We start from the raw sequence: 20,364 nt of genomic DNA, 5'->3' as shown, positions 1-20,364 counted from the left end.
CGGGCGGAGGTCGACCGACCGGCGGAACGGCCCCACGGCGACGCAGAGTAGGGCAACATCTCTCTTCGTGAGCGTCGTCTCGTCAGGTGCCGTGCTGCGGGTCCCGCAGCCGCGCGCTGCGGACGTCCGGCACCCGGTCACCGGGGAGGGCTGACGCGTGGCGCAGGAGTTCCCGGTCGACGCCGTGACCCTGCGACGGGCCAACCGGGCGAGCTGGGTCCTGGTCTTCGCGGCCCTGGCCTACGGGGTGGTGTGCCTCGGCGTGGCCCTCGGACTCCTGCCCTCGGGCAGTGGCCGCTTCGCGGACACGACCCTGGGCAACGGCGTCGAGGTCGCGGCCCTCGTGGCCCTGGGGTGGCGGGCCTGGCACTGCCGGCGGATCAGCCCGTTCTGGGCCGTGCTGGCGCTCGGGGTGGGGGCGTACTGCGCCTCCGAGATCGCCTTCGACGTCGCCGAGGCGGTCCTCGGTCGCGGGGTGCGCGGGATCACCGGCCTGGACGTCGGCTACGTGGTGGGCTACGGGGCGATGCTCGTCGCGATCGTGCGGCTGGTCTGGGTGGGGGCGAAGCGCTGGCGCGTCGGGTACGTCGCCGAGGCCCTCGGGATCGTCCTGCTCGTCGCGGCCCTCGCCCAGGAGTTCCTGGTGCGGCCCCTCGTCGGCGCCAGCGGGCTGCCGTCCGCAGCGGTCACGACCTGGGTGATGCTCGTCGTGGTCGACGCGCTCCTGCTGGTGGGCAGCGTCCTCACCGCCCTGCGCACGGGCGGGCGGTGGTGGTTGCCCGCCGCGGGCTTCGCCGCGTTGGTCGCGGCGGACACCACGTTCGCCGTCGTCTCGATCGCCGGCCGCTACGCCCCGGGCAGCGGCGTCGACGGGATCGCCGTCGTCGGGATCGCCCTGCTCGGGGTCTCCGCCCTGCAGGTGCGGACGGCCGTCGGCCCGCGCACCCGTTCCCGGATCTCCATCGTGATCACGCCCGCGGTCGTCCTGCCCGCCTGCTTCGCGCTGCTCGTCGTGGACCACGTGCACCCGTTGACGGACTCGGCGATCTGGCTGGCCGCGGGGGCCGCGGCCGCCGCCGTCGTGCGGATGGTGCTCTCCCAGCAGGAGCTCCTGGAGCTCGCGACGCTGCGCCGCGAGGCCCTCACCGACGACCTGACGGGCATCGCGAACCGCCGGGCGCTGCTCGCCGACCTGGAACGGCGGTGCGCGAGCGAGCAGCCCTTCGGTCTCGCGCTCGTCGACCTCGACCGCTTCAAGGAGGTCAACGACGGCCTCGGGCACGCCGCCGGTGACGAGCTCCTGCGCCAGGTGGTCCGTCAGCTCGTCCAGGCGGCCCCGGCAGCCGTCCTGGTCGCCCGGTTGGGCGGGGACGAGATCGCCCTGCTGATCCCCGACGCCGACCAGGCGAGCGCCGTCGCCGACGCCGTCGCCCTGCACACCGCGATGGTCCGTTCCTACGACCTGCTCGGGCACCGCGTCCACGTCGCCGCGAGCATCGGGGTCGCGGGCTACCCGCACGACGCCCAGCGCCCGTCCGACCTGCTGCGGTGCGCGGACATCGCCATGTACGAGGCGAAGACGCTGGGCGGTCGGGTGTGCGCGTTCGGGTCGGGTGAACCCGGGGGGACCGCCCGTGGCCGGGGCAGCCTGACCCTCATGACCCAGCTGCGCTCCGCCCTGGGCCTCGCCGACCCCGGTGAGGTGCCCGGGGCCTGCGGGCACCTGCGCGTGCTCTTCCAGCCGCAGCTCGACGTCGCCGACGGCGCCGTCGTCGGAGCCGAGGCCCTGGTCCGCTGGGACCACCCCGACCTGGGCCTGCTCAGCCCCGTGGAGTTCCTCGACGAGGCCGAACGGCACGGGCTGATGGGCCACCTCACCCACCAGGTCCTCGACGACGCGCTCGCCGCGGCGGCGTCCTGGCGCGTCGAGTTCCCCGGGTCGCGGTTGCGGCTGGCGGTGAACCTCTCGGCGACGAACCTGCTCGACGTCGACCTGCCCACCCGGGTCGCGGAACTCCTGGGCCGGCACGCGGTGGAACCCGCCGGACTCGGCCTGGAGATCACCGAGACGGTCCTCATGAGCCGGTCCCCCCGGACCCGCTCCGTCCTCGACGGCCTGCGGGAACTCGGGGTCGCGTTGTCGATCGACGACTTCGGGACGGGGTACTCCTCACTGGCCTACCTCAAGGAACTCCCGGTGGCCGAGGTGAAGCTCGACCGGGGTTTCGTCGCCGACATCGCCCGCGACCCGCGCTCGGCCGCGATCGTCGCCTCCACCATCTGGCTCGGTCACGAACTCGGGGTGCGGATCGTGGGGGAGGGGGTCGAGGACCTGGCGACGCTGGAGGTCCTGCGCGAGATGGGCTGCGACACGACCCAGGGGTTCCTGCACGCCGAACCCCTGTCGGCCGCGGCGTTCCGCGACTGGCTGACGGTCCGCCTCGCCGGGGTGGGGAGTGCGCCATAGGGTTTCGGCATGAACCAGGTACCTCTCGTGAAGTTGCACGACGGCGTCGAGATCCCCCAGCTGGGGTTCGGCGTCTGGCAGGTTCCGCCGGAGCAGACCGCGGAGGTCGTGCTGCAGGCCCTGCAGGCCGGCTACCGCCACATCGACACCGCCGCCGGGTACGGCAACGAGGCCGGTGTCGGTGACGCCCTGCACGCCAGCGGGATCCCCCGCGAGGACGTGTTCATCACCACCAAGCTCACCAACGAGGAGCACGGCCGGGACAAGACCCTCGCGGCCTTCGACGCCTCGATGTCCAAGCTGGCGCTGGACTACCTCGACCTCTACCTCATCCACTGGCCGACGCAGGCCGACGACTACGTCGAGACCTGGAAGGCGTTCGAGGAGATCAAGGCGTCGGGACGCGTGCGCACCATCGGCGTCTCGAACTTCCAGAAGACCCACCTGCGCAAGCTCCTCGACGAGACCGGCACCGTCCCCACGGTCAACCAGGTCGAGGTCCACCCCTACCTCGTCCAGGACGACCTGCGGGCCTTCCACGCCGAGCACGGCATCGCGACCGAGGCGTGGAGCCCGCTGGCCCAGCGCCTCGACCTCGTCGCCGACCCGGTCGTCACCGGCATCGCGGCGGAACTCGGCCGCACCCCGGCCCAGGTCGTCATCCGCTGGCACCTGCAGCAGGGCAACATCGTCATCCCCAAGTCCGTGACGCCGGAACGCATCGTCTCGAACTTCGACGTCGTCGGCTTCGAGCTGAGCGGTGACCAGGTCGCGGCGATCAGCGGGCTCGAACGCGCCGAGCGGACCGGGCCGGACCCGGACGTCTTCGGCTGAGGACCGCTCCCGGTCACTGCAGGGCGAGCTCGAACCAGACGGTCTTGCCCGCCCCCGCAGCGTCCGAACCCCACCGCAGGGCGAGGGTGTCGACGAGCGCGACGCCCCGCCCTCCGGTGGCGGTCGGGGGGACGTGGTGCACCTCCGGCGTCCCCGGCCCGCCGTCGCTGACCGAGACCCGCACGGACCCGACCGCGCGGCGCAGGCGCAGCTCGATGGGCTCCCCGCCGTAGCGCACGGCGTTGGTGACCAGCTCCGTGGTGAGCAGCTCCAGCGTCTGCCGGACGCGGGTCGGGAGGTCCACGGCGGCGAACTCCTCGCGCAGCCAGGACCGGGCGCGCCGAGCAGCCGACGGGTCAGCCCGCAGCTCCAGACGCGTCATGCCACTCCCGTTCGTCCCCACTCGTGTGGAGTCAACTCTGGCACCCGGTCCCACGTCGGCAACCGGGACGCCCCCCGATCGCCCGACCGGTGCTGGGGAGCGCACGCACCGGGCATGATGCTCCGGTGGAGGAACGGGTTCGCGGACTGAGCAGCACCACCCTGCTTCCCGCGCACCCGGACGCGGACTTCGACCGGTTCGCCCGGCTGGGGACCCTCGCCCTCGGCACGCCCGTGGCGCTGGTGTCGATGGTCAGCCGCGATGGTCAGGTCTTCCCCGGGGCGGTCGGACTGCCCGAACCGTGGCAGACCCGGCGCCAGACCCCGCTGACCCACTCGTTGTGCCAGCACGTCGTCACCTCCGGCAAGGTCTTCGCCGTCGAGGACGCCCGGCTCGACCCGCTGACCGCCGACTCCCTCGCCATCCCCGACCTCGGCGTCGTGGCCTACGCGGGCGCGCCGCTGCGTCTGCCCGACCCCCGGACCGGGGTCGCGGACCCGACCTCACCCGTCGTGGGGGTCCTCTGCGCCATCGACGGGGCACCGCGGCGCTGGACCGCCGAGCAGATCGAGGTGCTCGAGGACCTCGCCGCCGCCTGTTCCGCCGAACTGGGCCTGCGCGTCCTCGAGGAACGCAACCGGCTGCTGCTCAACCTCGCCGACGCCCTCGTGGGAGCCCGGACCGTCGCGGAGGTCAGCGCGACCGTCGCCAACGTCACCCGGTCCTGGCTGGGCGGGGCCTGGAGCGGGCTGCTGCTGCCCGAGGCGGGCAACCGGCGGCTGCGCTTCGCCGACCTCACGACCCTCCCCCCCGGCACCGGGGCCGGGTGGGAGCTCGTCGACCTCGACGCGCCGCTGCCCATCGCCTGCGCCGCCCGCGAGCGCCGGCCGCTGCTCTTCGCCGACGTCGACGAGCTGCTCGCCGCGTTCCCCGCCGTCGGGGCGCAGGCGACGCTGCCCGTCTTCGCGGCGTCGGCGTACCTGCCGCTGCTGGTGCAGGACCGGCTGATCGGCGTGCTGTGCCTGGTCTGGGACTCCGAGCGCCTCACGCTCGCGGACGAGGCCGACGTGTGGAGCGCGTTGGCCCGGTTCACCGCCCAGGCCCTGGACCGCGCGACGCTGGACGCCGAACGGCGTTCCCGGGCGGAGGTGCTGCAGCGGTCGTTGCTGCCGCGGTTGCCGGCGTCCACGGGTGAGCTCGCGGTGCGGGGGCGTTACGTCCCGGCCAGCCGCGAGGAAGAGATCGGCGGCGACTGGTACGACGTCGTCGTCGGGCCCACGGGGGACACGACCCTCGTCCTGGGCGACGTCACGGGCCACGACATGGTGGCCGCGGCCACGATGGGGCAGGTCCGGGGACTGCTGCGGGCCTTCGTGTGGGACCGGGAGGGAACGCCCCCGGAGCTGGTGTCGCGCCTGGACCGGGGGATGTCCGGTCTCGGGGTGGACGGGTTGGCGACGCTGGTCCTCGCCCGGGTCGAGGCCTCCGGTGCGGGGTACCGGTTGCGGTGGACGAACGCGGGACACCCGCCGCCGGTGCTGCTGCACCCCGACGGGACGACCGAACTGCTCCACCGCCCCGCCGACCTGCTCGTCGGGTTGCTGCCCGAGGTCGAGCGCCACGAGCACGTCGTCGACGTCCCGCGGGGCGCGACGCTCCTGCTCTACAGCGACGGGCTCATCGAGCACCGCGGGCACAGCCTCACCGGCGGGATCGAACGCGTCCGGTCCTCCCTGACCCGCCACGTCGGCGCGGGCCTGGACGTGCTCCTCGACGAACTGCTCGCCGAACTCGTCGGGACGCGCGGCGAGGACGACTGCGCGCTCCTCGCCGTGCGTTTCCCCTGACTCAGAGGGGCGCGGTCAGTTCCAGGTTGATGTCGTCGGGGTCCTGCAGGGACAGGATCGCGATGCCCATGTCGGTGAGTTCGACGATCTCGCCGTGCGCGACACCGCGTTCGGCCAACCGTTCGGCCGCCGCGGCGAGCTCCGCCGTCGTGGCCACGGCGAGGCTGAGGTGGTCGAGGCCCACCCGGGTGGAGGCGAAGGTGTCGCCGGCCGGGGCGACCGGGCGCAGGCCGAGGATCTGGTCGCCTACCGCGAAGGCGCACCCGCCGAACATCTTCTCCGGGTCCTCGCGAACTCCGGTCTCGTCGACGCGGTCGCTGAAGTCGACGACGGGGTGGACTCCGAAGACGTCCTCGTAGAACGACTTCGAGCGGGCGATGTCGGTGACGGTGAGCCGGACGTGGTGGATGCCCGTCGGGCGGGCGGAGGGCGCGTTCGTCATGGCGCCACGTTCACCCCCAGCGCCCGTTCCCGCGCGGCGGAACTAGCGTGGGCGCGGTGAACGGTTCCCTCACCGACGTCCCCGGCCTCGAGGTCGGCCACGTCACCCGCCGGGGCGACGGCTGGCTCACCGGCGTCACCGCCGTCCTCGTCCCCCCGGGCACCGTCGGCGGGGTCGACGTGCGCGGCGGCGGGCCCGGGACCCACGAGACCGACGCCCTCGACCCGCGGACCCTCGTGCCGACGGTCGACGCCGTCGTGCTCGCCGGAGGTTCCGCCTACGGCCTCGTCACCGCCCACGGCGTGCAGCGGTGGCTCGCCGAGCGGGGCCGCGGGTTCCCCGTCGGTCCCGGCCCGGGCGAGGTCGTCCCGATCGTGCCCGCCGCGGCGGTCTTCGACCTCGGTCGCGGTGGGGTCTTCGGCCACCACCCCACCGAGCAGATGGGCTACGACGCAGCCGCTTCCGCCCACCCCGGCCCCGTCGAGCGCGGGATCGTGGGCGCCGGGACCGGTGCGGTCGTCGGGGGCCGGTTCAAGGGCGGGGTGGGGTCCGCCTCGGCGCGTTCGGGCGAGGTGGTCGTGGCGGCGCTCGCGGTCGTCAACGCGGTCGGGCTGCCCGTGGCGGGGCCCGCTGCCGGACCCGTGGAACCGGGGCCGCTGAACACCACGCTCGTCGTGGTCGCCACGAACGCGCTGCTCGACCCGGCAGAGACGTCGCGGACCGCGACGGTCGCCCACGACGGCCTGGCCCGGGCGCTGAACCCCGTCCACACCCTCGCCGACGGCGACACCGTCTTCGCGCTCGCGACGGGGACGGTCCCGCTCGCGGCGGAGCGGGCCGCCCGGGTCCGCGAACTCGTGGACCTGCAGCGGGTCACCGCCGACGTCGTGCGGGACGCGGTGCTGGACGGCATCGCGAGCGCCGAGACGGTCGGTCCGTTCGCGCGCTACCCGGGCTGAGGTTCAGGCGCCCGCGTGGCGCAGGTCGATGGTGCGGGCGACGGGGCCGGCGCTGCGGACCCGGCCCTTGCCGGAACCCTTCGCCTCGTACATCGCGGCGTCGGCCTGCTGCAGGACGCGCGCGGCGTCCTGGTCGAGGTCCGCCATCGCGAGCCCGACGCTGATGCCGACCGTGAACTCCCAGCCGGCGACGGGGAAGGGGTCGGTCATCGCGGCGACGACGCGTTCGGCGACGGCGGCCGCGGCGGCCTCGTCGGGCAGGTCGGGGCAGACGACGGCGAACTCGTCGCCCCCGAGGCGGGCCACGGTGTCGCCGGGACGGACGGCCGCGGCGAGTCGTTCGGCGACGCCGATGAGGACGTGGTCGCCGGCGGCGTGGCCGCCGGTGTCGTTGACGGGCTTGAAGTCGTCGAGGTCGCAGTAGAGCAGCGCGACGTGGTTGCCGCTGCGGTGGGCGGCGGACAGCGCGTGCCGCAGCCGGTCCTCGAGGAGGGTGCGGTTGGGCAGGCCGGTCAGCGGGTCGTGCAGCGCGGCCTCGCGCAGGCGGCGCTGGACGAGGCGGCGCTGGGTGACGTCGGCGACCTGGACGACGGCGCCGACCTCGCCCGGACCGTTCTCGCCCGGGGTCGGCCAGGCCGCTGCCGCCAGTTCCAGCCAGACCTCCCCGTCACCGTGCTGCAGTTCGGCGTGCCAGTGGGCGTTGCGACCGGCGACGACCTCGTCGGCCATCTCGGCGACGGCCGCGACGAAGGTCCCGCGCTGGTCGGGGTGGACCTGCTCGGCCCAGTCGGAACCGACCTCCACCTCGACCCCGAGCATCGACTGCAGACGGTCGTTGACGCGGGCGACGACGGCCGAACCGTCCGGGCGCAGCCGCAGCAGTGCGACCCCGAGGAGGGCGTCGTCGAAGGTCCGGCGGAACACCTCCTCGCGGCGGGAGGCGGTGACGACGGCCCGTTCGCGGGAGCGCACGACCAGCGACATGACCAGCGCGACGGCGCCGGAGGTGAAGAGCAGCGCCTGCAACGCCACCGGCCCCTGCCCGCCGGCGGGGTGCACGCCGGCCCCGGCGGTCGCGATCACCGCGACGACGAGCTGGCAGGAGAGCGCGCGGCCGACCCCGAGACGGGCTGCGCCCCAGAGGATCGGCAGCACGACGAGGAACGACCAGGGTCCCACGGCACCGCGGTGGAGGACCGCGGCGGAGACGACGGCGGAGAGGATCAGGACGAGCAGCCACTCCGAGATCGCGGCCCGGGCGCGGTGGTCCCCGGTGCCGGCCCGCGGCGGGCGGGGCATCAGCATCAGCGGTGCGACGAGCAGGATGCCCAGCAGCTGGCTGAGGGCGTAGGCCACCGCGCTGCCGGACTCCGAGGTCTGCAGCAGCAGCGCGGCTGCGGCCACCCCGGCCAGTGCGCCGGCGGTCAGGCGCCACGCGTCACGACCCCGTCGCAGGCGCAGACCGGTGCGCGAGCTCGCAGACTCCCCTCGGCCGAGCACGGAGACGACGGCAGCGCCGACCCCGCACTGCAGCGCCTGCGCGCTCGCGATCACCGTCGTGCCGTCCTCGACCCCGCCGGGGAGCTTGCTCGCGGCCAGGGCCCCGACGAGCGTCCCGGCGACGCACCACCACCGCCGGGCCGGTCGGCGCACCGCCAGGGCCAGCGCCGCCCCCGCGGCCGGCCACCAGACGACGTCCGCCGCGTGATCGGCCCGGACCAGGAACGGCGCCACCACCGACAGGACCGCCACGACGACGGCGGTCGTGACCCCGAGCCGGACGCCGCCGCCACGCAGGCGCTGCGGCTGCTCCGTCCGTTCGTCCGAACGGTCGACGGTGTGGCCACCCGTCCGGAGGTCGTGGACTCTCGCGATCATGACCCCCTCCTCGGCAGGTCCGGCCGCGGACTTGAGTACTCCGTCCGGGTGAATCCGAATCGTGACCACGCCGGTACCGGACCGTCGTCGACCCGCTCCCGCGGCGGGGGAGCGACGCGCGCCCCGAGCGACCCGCCGCATCGGCGATCCTGGGGCGGTGAGCAGCTCCGGGATCCCGCACTCCTCCCACTGGGGGGCCTTCCACGCCACCTCCGACGGCGAGGGGCTGCGGGTCACCCCGCACCCCGACGACCCGGCGCCGTCGTCGTTGCTGCACAACGTCCCGGTCGCGGCCACCCCCACGGCGCGGGTGCTGCGACCGCACGTGCGCCGCGGCTGGTGGGAGGACGGACCCGGACCCGACGAGCGCCGGGGCCGCGACGAGTTCCTCGCCGTCGGGTGGGACGAACTGCTCGACCGGGTCGCGGCCGACTACACCCGGGTGCTCGCGGAGCACGGCCCGCGGGCCGTCTACGCCGGGTCCTACGGCTGGGCCAGCGCCGGCCGCTTCCACCACTCCCAGAGCCAGCTGCACCGGTTCTCCAACGTCCTGGGCGGTGCCGTCCGCTCCACGTGGACGTACAGCCACGGTGTCGGTGAGGTGCTGATGCCGCGGATCGTCGGCAGCCAGGAACCGCTGATCTCGCCCACCGCGTGGAGCAGCGTCGAGGCCCACACCGACCTCGTCATCGCCTTCGGCGGGCTGCCCGCGAAGAACTCCGAGGTCGCCAGCGGCGGCATCAGCCGGCACGAGGTGGCCGGGCGGCTGCGGTCGGCGAAGGCGCGCGGCGCCGAGTTCGTCCTGGTGTCCCCGCTGCGCGACGACCTCGCCACCGAGCTCGACGCCGACTGGCTCGACGTCGTCCCGGGGACCGACACGGCGCTGCTGCTGGCGATGTGCCACGTCCTGCTCACCGACGGCACCTGCGACGCGGACTTCCTCGCGACGCACACCGCGGGTTCGCCGGAGTTCCTGCACTCCCTGCGCGGGGGCGACGACGGGATCGAGAAGACCCCGGAGTGGGCGGCGGAGATCTGCGGGATCCCCGCCGGGCGCATCCGCGACCTCGCCCGCCGGGCCGTCCGCGGCCGGACCATGGTCATGGTCAGCTGGTCCGTGGCCCGCGCCCGGTTCGGGGAGCAGCCCCTGTGGGCCGCCGTCGCGTTCGCCGCGATGATCGGCCAGATCGGCCTGCCCGGGGGCGGTTTCGGGCACGGCTACGCCTCCACCGGTGGCGTCGGGAAACGCGCCGGCAGCTACCCGCTGCCGACGTTCCCGCAGTTCGCCGACCCGTTGCGGGTCCGCATCCCCGTCGCCCGCATCTCCGACGCCCTGCTGCACCCCGGCGAACCGTACGAGGTCGACGGTCGGCACGAGGACTACCCGCACCTGCGGATCGTGCACTGGGCGGGGGGCAACCCCTTCCACCACCACCAGGACCTGCAGCGCCTGCAGCGCGCGTTCCGCGCGGCCGAGACGGTCATCGTCCACGACCCGTTCTGGACCTCCACCGCCCGCCACGCCGACGTCGTGTTCGCCGCGACGACGACCCTGGAACGCGACGACATCGGCGCCGCCCGCTACGACGACCGGCTCATCGCGATGGGCCGGGTGCACGCCCCCCTCGGCGAGGCCCGCGACGACCACGCCGTCCTCGCCGACCTCGCGCGGCGCCTCGGCGTCGGCGACCGGTTCACCGAGGGGCGCACGGCGCAGGAGTGGGTCGAGCACCTCTACGAGGAGTGGCGTTCCGGCCCGGCGTCCCGGGCCGGGATCCTCGCCCCGACCTACGCCGAGTTCGTCGCCGCGGGGGAGTTCGCCCTGCCCGTCGAACCCGGCGAGAAGGTCATGTTCGCCTCCTTCCGGGCGGACCCTGAGACGTTCCCGTTGCGCACCCCCAGCGGCCGGATCGAACTGCACTCGAGCACCATCGCGGGTTTCGGCTACGACGACTGCCCCGGCCACCCCGTCTGGCTGGCGCCCGAGGAGGAACCCGACGGGGAGTTCCCGCTGCGGTTGGTGGCGAACAACCCCGCCACGCGACTGCACAGCCAGCTCGACCACGGCGCGACGTCGCAGGCGGGCAAGGTCGCCGGCCGCGAACCCGTCCGCATGCACGCCCGCGACGCCGCCGCCCGGGGACTGCACGACGGTCAGGTCGTCGTGCTGCGCAGCCGCCGCGGCAGTTGCCTGGGGGGACTCGTCGTCTCCGACGCCGTCCGGGAGGGCGTCGTGCAGATGTCCACCGGTTCCTGGTTCGACCCCGTCGCGGGGGCCGCGGCCGGGGTCACCTGCGGGTACGGCAACGTCAACGTCCTCACCCGCGACGTCGGTTCCTCCCGGCTCGCGCAGGCCTGCACCGGTCAGCACGCGACGGTCCAGGTCAGCGCGTTCGACGGCGTTCCGCCGCGGGTGACGATCTTCGACCAGCCGTAGCGGCGGAAACGGCTGGCCCCGGGGTCGGGGAACCCGGCAGGCTCGGGACGTGCTCCCCGTCGACCTGCACCCCTTCGCCGACCTCCGCCTCGTCGTGCCGGACCCCGAGGGTGACGTCGAACTGCGCACCGGGGACCTCGACGGGGTCGTGGAACTCGCCGCCGTCGCGGCCCGCGGCGTCCACGCCCCCGACGCCATGCCCTTCGCGAACCCCTGGACCGACGGCGAACCGGCCGAACGCGCCCGCCGGACCCTGCGCTGGCAGCTCAGCGGGTGGAGCGGCTGGTCACCGGAGGCGTGGCGCCTCGACTTCGTCGTGCGCCGGGGCGGGGTCGTCGTCGGGACGCAGTCCCTGGAGGCGAACGGGTTCCCCGTGCTGCGCGAGGTCGTCACCGGGTCCTGGCTCGGCCTGGAGCACCAGGGTCGCGGGACCGGGCCGCTCATGCGGGCGGCCGTCCTGCACCTGGCGTTCGAGGGGTTCGGCGCGGTCTGCGCCCGCAGCGAGGCCTACCTCGACAACCCGCGCTCGCTCGCGGTCTCGCGCCGGCTCGGCTACCGGGAGGACGGACAGCACCGGAGCGTGCGCGGGGGAGGTGTCGCGGTGCAGCAGCGCCTGCGCCTCGACGTCGCCGACTGGGCGGCCGGACCCCGCCGCGAGGTGCGCCTGCAGGGCGTGGAACCCGCCCGCGCGGCGCTCGTCCCGGGTGTCCCATAGCGCGCCGGCCGGTGAACTTCAAGGTTTCGTCCCGTGGGTGCTGCGTTCGGGTCCGAGCGCTGCTCCGCGTGGGGCATCATGGAGCCCCGAACACGGTGCGCCCTCGTCCTGAGGCGCGGCACCGCCGAGGTGCGGAGGTGCCGCAGGTGACGACCGAGGGCTGGCCTGACGACAGGCTGACCTCATCCGACGCTCCTTCGCTCGTCCGTCACCACGCGGGACCCGCTGACGATCCGGACCGGTACGAGCTGCTCGGTGAGGCCGAAGGCGCCGACGAGGCGTGGCACGTGATCGACCACCGTGCCGCGACCGGTGAGGCGCTGTTCACCCTGGCCGCGTTGCGCCCGACGGTCACCGACGGCCTCGAGGTCGTGCACGAGGGCGACGACAACGGCGACGACGTGGTCACGACCCCGCCCGAGGTGCTGTGGCGCGAACGCGCCGCCGGTCTCGCCCGGGTCCGCCACGCCCGCCTGGCCGGGGTCGTCTCCACGTTCGCGGGCCCCGCCCCGCACCGGCCGGGCCGGGCCGACCCCGACGCCCGGGAGTGGAACTACGCCGTCCTCGAGCAGGCCGCGGGGCGCTCCGTCGCCGACTGGCTGCGCGACGACCCGGGCGCCAGCGTCGAGGAACGCTTCACCGTCCTCGCGACCGCCGCCGGCGTCCTGCAGGAACTGCACCGCGGTTCCGAGGACGCCCCGCCCGTCGTGCACGGCGACATCACCCCGCGTTCGGTCCGCCTCGGCGGGTTCTGGCCCGCGGACGGGGTCCGGCTCTCCGGCGCCAGCCTCGGCGGCCTGCGCCGCGGTCCCGTCGCGCAGCGCTCCGTCGGCGCCTACACCGCCCCGGAGGTCCGCGAGGGGGCGCTGCCCTCGGCCGCCAGCGACGTCTTCGGCTTCGGTGCGACCGCCGTCCTGATCCTCACCGGCATGCCGCCCTCGACCTCCCCGGACGGTGTCCTCGACCCCGCCCTGGTGAAGCGGCAGCTCGCCGCGGCGACGCTGACGGCCCAGCACCCGGGACTCGGCCACCTCCTGCTGCAGGCGCTGTCCGCCGACCCCGCCCAGCGCCCCGACCGCCTGCCCGCGTGGGTGAACGGGATGCGCGCCTTCGTCGAACCGCGTCCTTCGCTGGACCCCTACGACGGCACCGACTTCCCGCCCGCGGTCCTCGCGGCCCCGGTCGCGCGCGAGGCACGGTCGCTGCCCAAGCGGCCGGTCGTCGTCGTGGTCGGCGCGTTGCTCCTGGCCACCGCGGGGACGGCCGTCGCGATCGCGGCCGTGCAGCAGGGCCGGTTGAAGGACGTCCCCAACCCGGTCGCGATCGTCCAGCCGCCCCGGACGGCGGACTCCCTGCCGACGTCGTCGGCGCCGGCCGCTCCCGCGGCCACCGACGGGTCCTCGAGCACGTCCTCCGGTGCGCAGGCCCCCTCGACCCGGCGGTCGTCGTCGTCCACCTCCGCCACGACGGGGGCCTCGGTCCCACCGACCGACCCCGCCCTCGTGCCGCCGCCCTCGCTCCCCCCCGCGGCCGCACCGCCCGCGCTCGCGCAGACGACCGCGCCCGTCGTCCCGCCGGCCGCGACGCCGACGACCTCGGTGATCCCGCCCTCGGGTGGAGTCGGCGGGGGGATCGGCGCCCCGCCGCTGCCGCAGGGGACCCGCACCCCGGGCGGACCCTCCAGCACTCCACCGACGTCCACCCCGCCGACGTCCACCCCGCCGACGTCCACCCCGCCGACGTCCACCCCTCCCACGACGACCGGCCCGACCTCGCCCGGCGGCACCGGGTCCCTCCCGCCGAGCAGCACCCCACCGGGCGGGTCGGCGTCCCCGTCGAGCAGACCGACGATGACCTTGGGCGGCCTGCCGACCCCCGTCGGCGAGCCGACCCCCTAGCCGACCTCCCGGTCGACCCTCAGTCCGCGACCCGGGCCCGGCCGCGGCCCTGCGTCAGCGCGCAGACGCCGTAGCCGACGCCCAGGACCACGGCGACCCCGCCGAGCCGGCCGTCGGCGGGCACGAGTACGACGGCCGCGGCGCACGCCAGGCAGTAGCTCACGTTGAACACCAGGTCGTAGGCCGTGAAGACCCGCCCGCGGAAGGCGTCGTCGACCGTGCGCTGGACGACGGTGTCGACGCCGATCTTCGCGCCCTGACCCCCGAGCCCGAGGAGGCCGGCCGCCACCGCCAGCGCGACCGGCGACTGCGTCAGCCCGATCGCGACCTGGGCCGCACCCGCCACGAGCAGGCAGACCCGGATCCAGGCGTGGACCCGTCCGCGCCGGGCCCCCCACGGCGCCAGGACCGCCGCGGCCCCCGACCCCGCCGCGACCGCCCCCAGCAGCAGCCCCAACGCGGCCAACCCGGCCGCCGGGTCGTCGACGTCGGCCACCGTGGTGCGGCACAGCACGACCATCGCCACCGTCGTCAGCCCGAAGGACCAGCGGTGCCACGCGATCAACCCCAGGGCACCCGCCGCGGGAAGCCGGTCGCGCAGGTGCGCCACCCCCGCCACGACGTCCGCGACGTCGGCGCGGAAACCCCGCGCGGACGTCCCCGCGGAACCCGGTGGCGGCCCCAGCAGCTCCCGGGGGAAGAGCAGCGCCAGGCCACCGGCGACGACGTAGCCGATCGCGGCGACCAGCAGCGCCGCGACGTCCGCCCCGCCACCCGGCCCGACGACGGCCGTCACCCCGACCGCCGCGACGGCGCCGGCCCCGGCCGCGACGGTCCCCGCCGTCGGGGTCACCGAGTTCGCCAGGACGAAGCGCTCCGGCGCCACCACGTGCGGCAACGCCGCCGACAACCCCGCCAGCAGGGCGCGGTTCACCGACAGCACCGCCAGGGCCAGCACCCCCACCGCCACGTCGCCGGCCCCCGTGAACAGGGCCCCGGCCGCGACGAGGGCCAACCCGCCCCGCAGCAGGTTCCCGTGGCCCAGGACCGAGCGGCGGGACGTACGGTCCAGCAGCACCCCCGCCCACGGGCCGACGACGGTGAACGGCAGCAGCAGCACGGCCGCCGCGAACGCGACCCCCGCCGGCGTCGCCTGCCGCTCGGGGGAGAAGAAGAACAGTGACGCCAACCCGGCCTGGAAGATCCCGTCACAGGCCTGCCCCGTGAGGCGCACCCCCATGAGGTGGCGGTAGCGGCCGGTGCGCAGCAGCCCGCCCAACTCGTGCAGCATCCCGTTCTGCGACGTGGTCTCCGCGGTCGGCACGCGCCACACCGTAGCGATCACCGGGCGACCTCGGGAGGGTTGCCGAGAGGGCTGTGGAGGTGTGGTGCACACCCGGTCGGCTCAGCACCGGCGGCGGGCGGCACCCGCGGCTCGACGCATACTGGGAGGGTTGAGCACCCAGGGCGTGGTGCCGAAGGCCGCGCCGCGCGCAGCCGATGGATCGGCAGCACCCAGGACGCGACCGGCGCGGGAGAGAGTCCCCGCGCCGACGCGCACGACCGCCGGAGGACCAGACACACGTGGCCGCACGACGACCCGCACCCAGCTCGCCGACCCCGCGTCGGGGCGCTCCGAAGCGTCGTCCGCGCCGCCGCACGATCCTCGGCTGGCTCCTCGGGCTCTTTCTCACCGGCATCGCGCTCGCCGTCGGCGGGTTCGCCGCCGCCTACGCGCTGGTGAAGGTCCCCGACCCGAACAAGCTCGCCGACGCCCAGACCAGCACCGTCTACTACTCCGACGGCACCACCGTGATCGGCACGTTCGCGGCCCGCAACCGCGAGAACGTGTCGCTGGACCAGGTGCCGGACAGCGTCCAGAAGGCCGTCCTCGCCGCCGAGGACCGCAGCTTCTACGACAACCGCGGCGTGTCGCCGACGGGCATCGCGCGGGCGGTCTGGACCAACGTGAGCGACGGGACGAGCCAGGGCGGCTCGACGCTCACCCAGCAGTACGTCAAGAACTACTACCTCTCCGCCGAGCAGTCCTACAAGCGGAAGTTCGAGGAGTTCTTCATCTCGCTGAAGATCGACCAGCAGCAGACGAAGGACGAGACCCTCGAGAACTACCTGAACACCGTCTACTTCGGTCGTGGCGCGTGGGGGATCCAGGCCGCGTCGCAGGCCTACTTCGGGGTCGACGCCGCGCAGTTGAACGTCTCGCAGGGCGCGCTGCTCGCCGCCCTCCTGAAGGGTCCCGGCAACTACGACCCGCGCAAGGGCGAGACGCAGGCCGCGGCCGCGAAGGCGCGCGTCGAGTACGTCCTCGACGGGATGGTCACCGAGGGCTGGTTGTCGGCGGCCGACCGCGCGACCGCCGGTCTGCCCGACACCATCGAGCAGCAGCCGAACACCCAGTGGTCCGGCTCGAACGGGTACCTGCTGAAGACCGTCGAACTCGAACTTTCCAAGACGGTCGGGCTGTCCGAGGAGGACATCGAACGCGGCGGGCTGAAGATCGTCACGACGTTCGACGTGAACTCCCAGAAGGCGGCCGAGGCCGCCGTCGCGGACCAGTTGCCGGCGCAGCGGCCGGAGGGTTTCCACGTCGCGCTGTCCGCGATCGACCCGAAGACCGGTGGGGTCAGGGCCATGTACGGCGGTGCGGACTACCTCACCACGCAGTTCAACGACGTCACGCAGGCCAGGGCGCAGGCCGGTTCGACGTTCAAGCCGTTCGCCCTCGTGGCCGGGTTGGAACAGGGATACTCGCTGAAGACCACCTTCAACGGGTCCAGCCCGCAGACGGTGGACGGGAACCCGTTCAAGAACTTCGGTCGCGAGCAGTTCGGCACCATCGATCTCGTCACGGCCACCGAGCACTCGGTCAACACCGTCTACGCCCAGCTCAACGAAGAGGTCACTCCCGCGAAGACCCGGGACGTCGCCGTCGCAGCCGGGTACCCGGAGGACTCCGCCACGGGGACGGCCGGGGACCAGTACATCGCCAACGTCCTCGGCACCGCGTCGCCGCACCCGATCGACGTGACCCAGTCCTACGCGACGTTCGCGGCCCAGGGCACCCGCACCCCGTGGCACACCATCGCCAGCATCGACGACACCTCCGGCACCCGGACCTACACCGCGTCGCCCACGACGACGCAGGCGTTCCCCGCCGACGTGGCCGCCGACGCCACCTACGCCATGGAGCAGGTCGTGCAGTCCGGGACGGGTTCCTACGCCAAACGGCTGAACCGTCCCGCCGCGGGGAAGACGGGCACCACGAACGACAACCTGGCGGCCTGGTTCGCGGGGTTCACGCCGAACCTCGCCGCCTCCGTCGCGTTGTTCCAGACCAGCCCCGACGGCACGAAGAACGTCCCCCTCGACCTCGGTGGCGGTGAGGTCACCGGTGGTTCCTACCCGGTGCGCATCTGGACGACCTTCATGAAGGCCGCCCTCCAGGGCGTCGACGAGGAGGACTTCCCGGCGCGCGCGAACGTCGGCGTCTCGAAGGGGTCGACGTCCAGCGGCTCGTCCTCCTCGAGGTCGTCGTCCTCGACCACCTCGCAGTCCCCGACGGACAGCCCGACGGACTCCCCGACGGACACCGCGACGCAGACCCCGACGGACTCCCCGACGGGTGACCCCACCAGCAGCCCGACCGGGACGCCGTCCGGTTCCCCCAGCAGCTCCTCGAGCTCTTCCTCCTCGTCGTCCTCGTCCTCGTCGAGCAGCAGTTCGTCCTCGTCCGGGGGCAGCGGTGACGGCGGGAACCCCGGTGGCCAGGGCGCTGCGGCCGCGACCCAGGACGCCGCGGCCGCCACCGGTGCCGCGAGCGCCGCGAGCGTCGGGTAGGGGAAGCTGAGGGGGTGAGCACCGAGTCCCCCGGTCACACCGGCCCTGCCACCCCGGCGAAGCCTCCGCAGGTCCCCTCGGTCCCGCCGACCGCGGTGGACGCCCTGGCCCGTGCGGGCAGCGAGGTCCTCGGCGGTCCGGCCGGCCGTCGCCTCGCCGGTGACGGCCCGTGGTGGGCGCGAGCGCTCCCCGTCGCGGTGTCGCTGACGGCGGTCGCCGTCGCGCTGGGCGCCGTCGGCAAGCACCACTGCCGCACCCTCGGCTGGAACACCCCGGACCAGTTCGTCCACGCCTGCTACACCGACCTGCCGGTCGTCTACACGTCCTCGGGACTGGCGAACGGCCTCGGCCCCTACGCCGACGGTGTCTCGTTGAACCAGCCGCCGGTGACCTCCGCGCTGGCCTGGCTCGTCGCCCGGTTCGCGCCGCACGAGGTGACGGTCACCGCGCAGCGGGTCTACTTCGACCTCTCGACGGTCCTGCTGCTCGTGGCGGCCCTGGTCGTGACGATCGCGGTCTGGACGATGGCCGGTCGCCGTCGCGGCTGGGACGCGCTGCTCGTGGCCGTCAGTCCCGTGCTGGCGCTCTCGGCCCTGCTGTCCTTCGACCTCGCCGGCGTCGCGCTGGCCACCGCCGGGATGGCCTGCTGGGCCCGACGCCGTCCGGTGCCGGCGGGGATCCTGCTGGGTCTCGCCGTCGCGACCCGCACCTACCCGGTGCTGATCCTGCTCGCGATCGTGCTGCTCGCGGTGCGCACCGGCCGGTTCCGCGGGGCGGCGACGACGGTGGGCGCCGCGCTCGCGGCGTGGCTCGCCGTCGACCTGCCGTTCGCCGTGACGAACGTCGACGCCTGGAGCGCCTACCTGCGGGCGTTCTTCGACCAGCGCGCCGGGTACGGATCGCTCTGGGTCCTGCCGCAACTGGCCCAGCAGGCCGTCGACGCCACGAACACCTCCGGTCTGCCGGGCCCCGCCGTCGTGGTCCTGACCATCGGTGCGTGGGTCGTCTGGACCGTCCTCGTCGGGGTGTTCGTGCTGTGGGCGCCGCGACGTCCCCGGCTGGTGCAGGTCGCGTTCCTGCTGGTCGCCGGCTACTGCGCGCTCGGGGTGTCCTTCCCCCCGCAGGCCGCGTTGTGGCTGCTGCCGCTGGCCGCCCTGGCGGTCCCCCGCTGGCGCGACCAGGTGCTCTGGTGGGTGGCCGAAGGGGCCTACTTCGGGGCCGTCTGGCTCTACATCGCGGGGCAGACCAACACCAACCGGGCGTTGCCGCCCGAGTTGTACGCGATGGTCCTCCTCGTGCGGCTGGCCGCGATCGCCTGGCTGGTGGTCTGCGTCGTGCGCGAGGTGCGGACGCCGTCGACCGACGCCGTCCGCGCGACCCGCGGACTGGACGACCCGACCGGTGGCGACTTCGACGGGGCGCCCGACGCGCTGGTCGTGCGCGTCGCCTGAGGCGCCGTCCGCCGCCGTCCGCGTCGTCCGTGCGTGCACAGGCCCGACCGCGGCCCCCGCCTGTGGAGGACCGCAGGGGCCCGTCCGGCCGCTGCGGCAGGGTGGGCGTCCTGGGGCCGGTAGACTCGTGTGGTTCCCCGACCGTTCGCACCTGTGAGCGGGTGGGGGAAGACACGCACCGAGACCCTCCTGCCACGGAGAGACCGTGGCCGCATGAGACCGAAGGAGGTGGGGAATGAGCGCGCGTCAGTACGAGCTCATGGTGATCCTCGACGCGGAACTGGAAGAACGGACGGTCGCCCCGTCCCTCGACCGCTTCCTCAACGTCGTTCGTCAGGGCGGTGGCGAGGTCGGCAAGGTCGACATCTGGGGCCGCCGTCGGCTCGCTTACGACATCAAGAAGAAGTCCGAGGGCATCTACGCCGTCGTCGAGCTCACCACCGAGCCCGCCGTCGCGCAGGAGCTCGACCGCCAGCTGAACCTCAACGAGGGTGTGCTGCGCACCAAGCTTCTGCGAGCCGAGGCTGCCTGATGGCGGGTGAAACCGTCATCACGCTGATCGGGAACCTCACGAACGACCCCGAACTGCGCTTCACCCCGTCGGGTGCCGCGGTGGCCAACTTCACGGTCGCCTCGACGCCCCGCACGTTCGACCGTCAGTCGAACGAGTGGAAGGACGGCGAGACGCTGTTCATGCGTTGCGCGATCTGGCGCGAAGCGGCGGAGAACGTCGCCGAGTCGCTCACGCGCGGCACGCGGGTCGTGGTGACCGGTCGGTTGCAGTCGCGGACCTTCGACACGAAGGAAGGCGAGAAGCGGACCGTCATCGAGATGCAGGTCGACGAGGTCGGCCCCTCGCTGCGCTACGCCACCGCGAAGGTCAACAAGACCTCCCGCGGCGGTAGTGGTGGTGGCGGCGGTTTCGGTGGCGGCGGTGGCGGAGGGTTCTCCGGCGGCTCCGGCTCCGGCGGCGCCAACTCCGGCGGGGGCAACTCCGGCGGCGGTGGCGGCGGCTGGGGTGGCGGTTCCGGCGGCAGCGCCCCGCAGCAGCAGGACGACCCCTGGGCGACCGGCCCGTCCGGCGGCGGAAACGCTTCCGGTGGCGGCGGTGGCTGGGGCGGCGCGTCCAACGACGACCCGCCGTTCTGAGCGACTGGACTGCGGCATTCAGAGAGACCGGTGACCCGGAGGCCAGT

The 20,364-nt window shown here is 74.2% G+C and carries 15 protein-coding genes; 11 read left to right on the top strand and 4 right to left on the bottom strand.

Annotation, left to right across the window (positions count from 1 at the left end):
- Window positions 1-157: 157 nt before the first annotated feature.
- Complete coding sequence (locus OG218_RS12280) at window positions 158-2,467, top strand: putative bifunctional diguanylate cyclase/phosphodiesterase (protein WP_328293510.1); 2,310 nt, start codon at window positions 158-160, stop codon at window positions 2,465-2,467.
- Window positions 2,468-2,476: 9 nt separating this feature from the next.
- Window positions 2,477-3,301, top strand: a complete 825-nt coding sequence (locus OG218_RS12275) for an aldo/keto reductase (RefSeq protein ID WP_328293509.1) — start codon at window positions 2,477-2,479, stop codon at window positions 3,299-3,301.
- Between the two features lie 13 nt (window positions 3,302-3,314).
- On the opposite strand, the gene OG218_RS12270 is transcribed toward OG218_RS12275, so the two are convergent.
- Window positions 3,315-3,683 carry an ATP-binding protein gene (locus tag OG218_RS12270; RefSeq protein ID WP_328293508.1) on the bottom strand — a complete coding sequence of 123 codons (369 nt, stop codon included), beginning with the start codon at window positions 3,681-3,683 and terminating at the stop codon, window positions 3,315-3,317.
- A 125-nt stretch (window positions 3,684-3,808) separates the two neighbouring features.
- Between OG218_RS12270 and OG218_RS12265 the strand changes: the two genes are divergently transcribed.
- Complete coding sequence (locus tag OG218_RS12265; RefSeq protein ID WP_328293507.1) at window positions 3,809-5,530, top strand: GAF domain-containing SpoIIE family protein phosphatase; 1,722 nt, start codon at window positions 3,809-3,811, stop codon at window positions 5,528-5,530.
- Window position 5,531: 1 nt separating this feature from the next.
- Here OG218_RS12265 and OG218_RS12260 read toward each other — a convergent pair whose 3' ends face one another.
- Complete coding sequence (locus tag OG218_RS12260; RefSeq protein WP_328293506.1) at window positions 5,532-5,972, bottom strand: VOC family protein; 441 nt, start codon at window positions 5,970-5,972, stop codon at window positions 5,532-5,534.
- A 56-nt stretch (window positions 5,973-6,028) separates the two neighbouring features.
- On the opposite strand from OG218_RS12260, the gene OG218_RS12255 reads away from it, so the two are divergent.
- Complete coding sequence (locus OG218_RS12255; protein ID WP_328293505.1) at window positions 6,029-6,931, top strand: P1 family peptidase; 903 nt, start codon at window positions 6,029-6,031, stop codon at window positions 6,929-6,931.
- Between the two features lie 3 nt (window positions 6,932-6,934).
- On the opposite strand, the gene OG218_RS12250 is transcribed toward OG218_RS12255, so the two are convergent.
- Window positions 6,935-8,809, bottom strand: a complete 1,875-nt coding sequence (locus OG218_RS12250; RefSeq protein WP_328293504.1) for a diguanylate cyclase domain-containing protein — start codon at window positions 8,807-8,809, stop codon at window positions 6,935-6,937.
- 157 nt (window positions 8,810-8,966) lie between these two features.
- Between OG218_RS12250 and OG218_RS12245 the strand changes: the two genes are divergently transcribed.
- The 3 genes from OG218_RS12245 (at window position 8,967) to OG218_RS12235 (ending at window position 13,859) form a co-directional block, all read left to right on the top strand.
- Complete coding sequence (locus OG218_RS12245; protein ID WP_328293503.1) at window positions 8,967-11,246, top strand: molybdopterin-dependent oxidoreductase; 2,280 nt, start codon at window positions 8,967-8,969, stop codon at window positions 11,244-11,246.
- A gap of 49 nt (window positions 11,247-11,295) precedes the next feature.
- Complete coding sequence (locus OG218_RS12240) at window positions 11,296-11,961, top strand: GNAT family N-acetyltransferase (RefSeq protein WP_328293502.1); 666 nt, start codon at window positions 11,296-11,298, stop codon at window positions 11,959-11,961.
- A 287-nt stretch (window positions 11,962-12,248) separates the two neighbouring features.
- The gene (locus tag OG218_RS12235) at window positions 12,249-13,859 is read left to right on the top strand and encodes a hypothetical protein (protein WP_328293501.1); all 1,611 of its coding nucleotides are present in this window, start codon (window positions 12,249-12,251) and stop codon (window positions 13,857-13,859) included.
- A 19-nt stretch (window positions 13,860-13,878) separates the two neighbouring features.
- Here OG218_RS12235 and OG218_RS12230 read toward each other — a convergent pair whose 3' ends face one another.
- On the bottom strand, window positions 13,879-15,183 hold the full coding sequence (locus OG218_RS12230; RefSeq protein WP_328293500.1) for an MFS transporter: 1,305 nt from the start codon (window positions 15,181-15,183) through the stop codon (window positions 13,879-13,881).
- A 260-nt stretch (window positions 15,184-15,443) separates the two neighbouring features.
- Between OG218_RS12230 and OG218_RS12225 the strand changes: the two genes are divergently transcribed.
- From OG218_RS12225 to OG218_RS12210, 4 genes are all read left to right on the top strand, one after another.
- A complete protein-coding gene (locus OG218_RS12225) occupies window positions 15,444-17,717 on the top strand; it encodes a transglycosylase domain-containing protein (RefSeq protein ID WP_328293499.1) in 2,274 nt (757 codons plus the stop codon).
- A 14-nt stretch (window positions 17,718-17,731) separates the two neighbouring features.
- Entirely contained in the window at window positions 17,732-19,168 is a 1,437-nt protein-coding gene (locus OG218_RS12220; RefSeq protein ID WP_328293498.1) for a glycosyltransferase family 87 protein, read from the top strand.
- A gap of 235 nt (window positions 19,169-19,403) precedes the next feature.
- Window positions 19,404-19,700: a 30S ribosomal protein S6 gene (rpsF, locus tag OG218_RS12215; protein ID WP_328293497.1), complete on the top strand. Its 297-nt coding sequence runs from the start codon at window positions 19,404-19,406 to the stop codon at window positions 19,698-19,700.
- Window positions 19,700-20,317 (top strand): single-stranded DNA-binding protein, encoded by a 618-nt coding sequence (locus OG218_RS12210; protein ID WP_328293496.1) that lies wholly within the window; start codon window positions 19,700-19,702, stop codon window positions 20,315-20,317. Before rpsF ends, OG218_RS12210 begins: the two co-directional genes overlap by 1 nt.
- Window positions 20,318-20,364: the final 47 nt, after the last annotated feature.

The organism is Kineococcus sp. NBC_00420, assembly GCF_036021035.1.
Classification (GTDB): Bacteria; Actinomycetota; Actinomycetes; order Actinomycetales; family Kineococcaceae; genus Kineococcus.
The sequence above is the reverse complement of the archived record's forward strand: the minus strand, read 5'-3'. Positions and strand labels throughout refer to the sequence as shown.

Bases quoted from the DNA above. Each gene is read 5' to 3' on its own strand.
- OG218_RS12275 (WP_328293509.1), top strand. From the start codon at position 2,477: ATGAACCAGGTACCTCTCGTGAAGTTGCACGACGGCGTCGAGATCCCC.
- OG218_RS12270 (WP_328293508.1), bottom strand. From the start codon at position 3,683: ATGACGCGTCTGGAGCTGCGGGCTGACCCGTCGGCTGCTCGGCGCGCC.
- OG218_RS12260 (WP_328293506.1), bottom strand. From the start codon at position 5,972: ATGACGAACGCGCCCTCCGCCCGCCCGACGGGCATCCACCACGTCCGG.
- OG218_RS12250 (WP_328293504.1), bottom strand. From the start codon at position 8,809: ATGATCGCGAGAGTCCACGACCTCCGGACGGGTGGCCACACCGTCGAC.
- rpsF (WP_328293497.1), top strand. From the start codon at position 19,404: ATGAGCGCGCGTCAGTACGAGCTCATGGTGATCCTCGACGCGGAACTG.
- OG218_RS12210 (WP_328293496.1), top strand. From the start codon at position 19,700: ATGGCGGGTGAAACCGTCATCACGCTGATCGGGAACCTCACGAACGAC.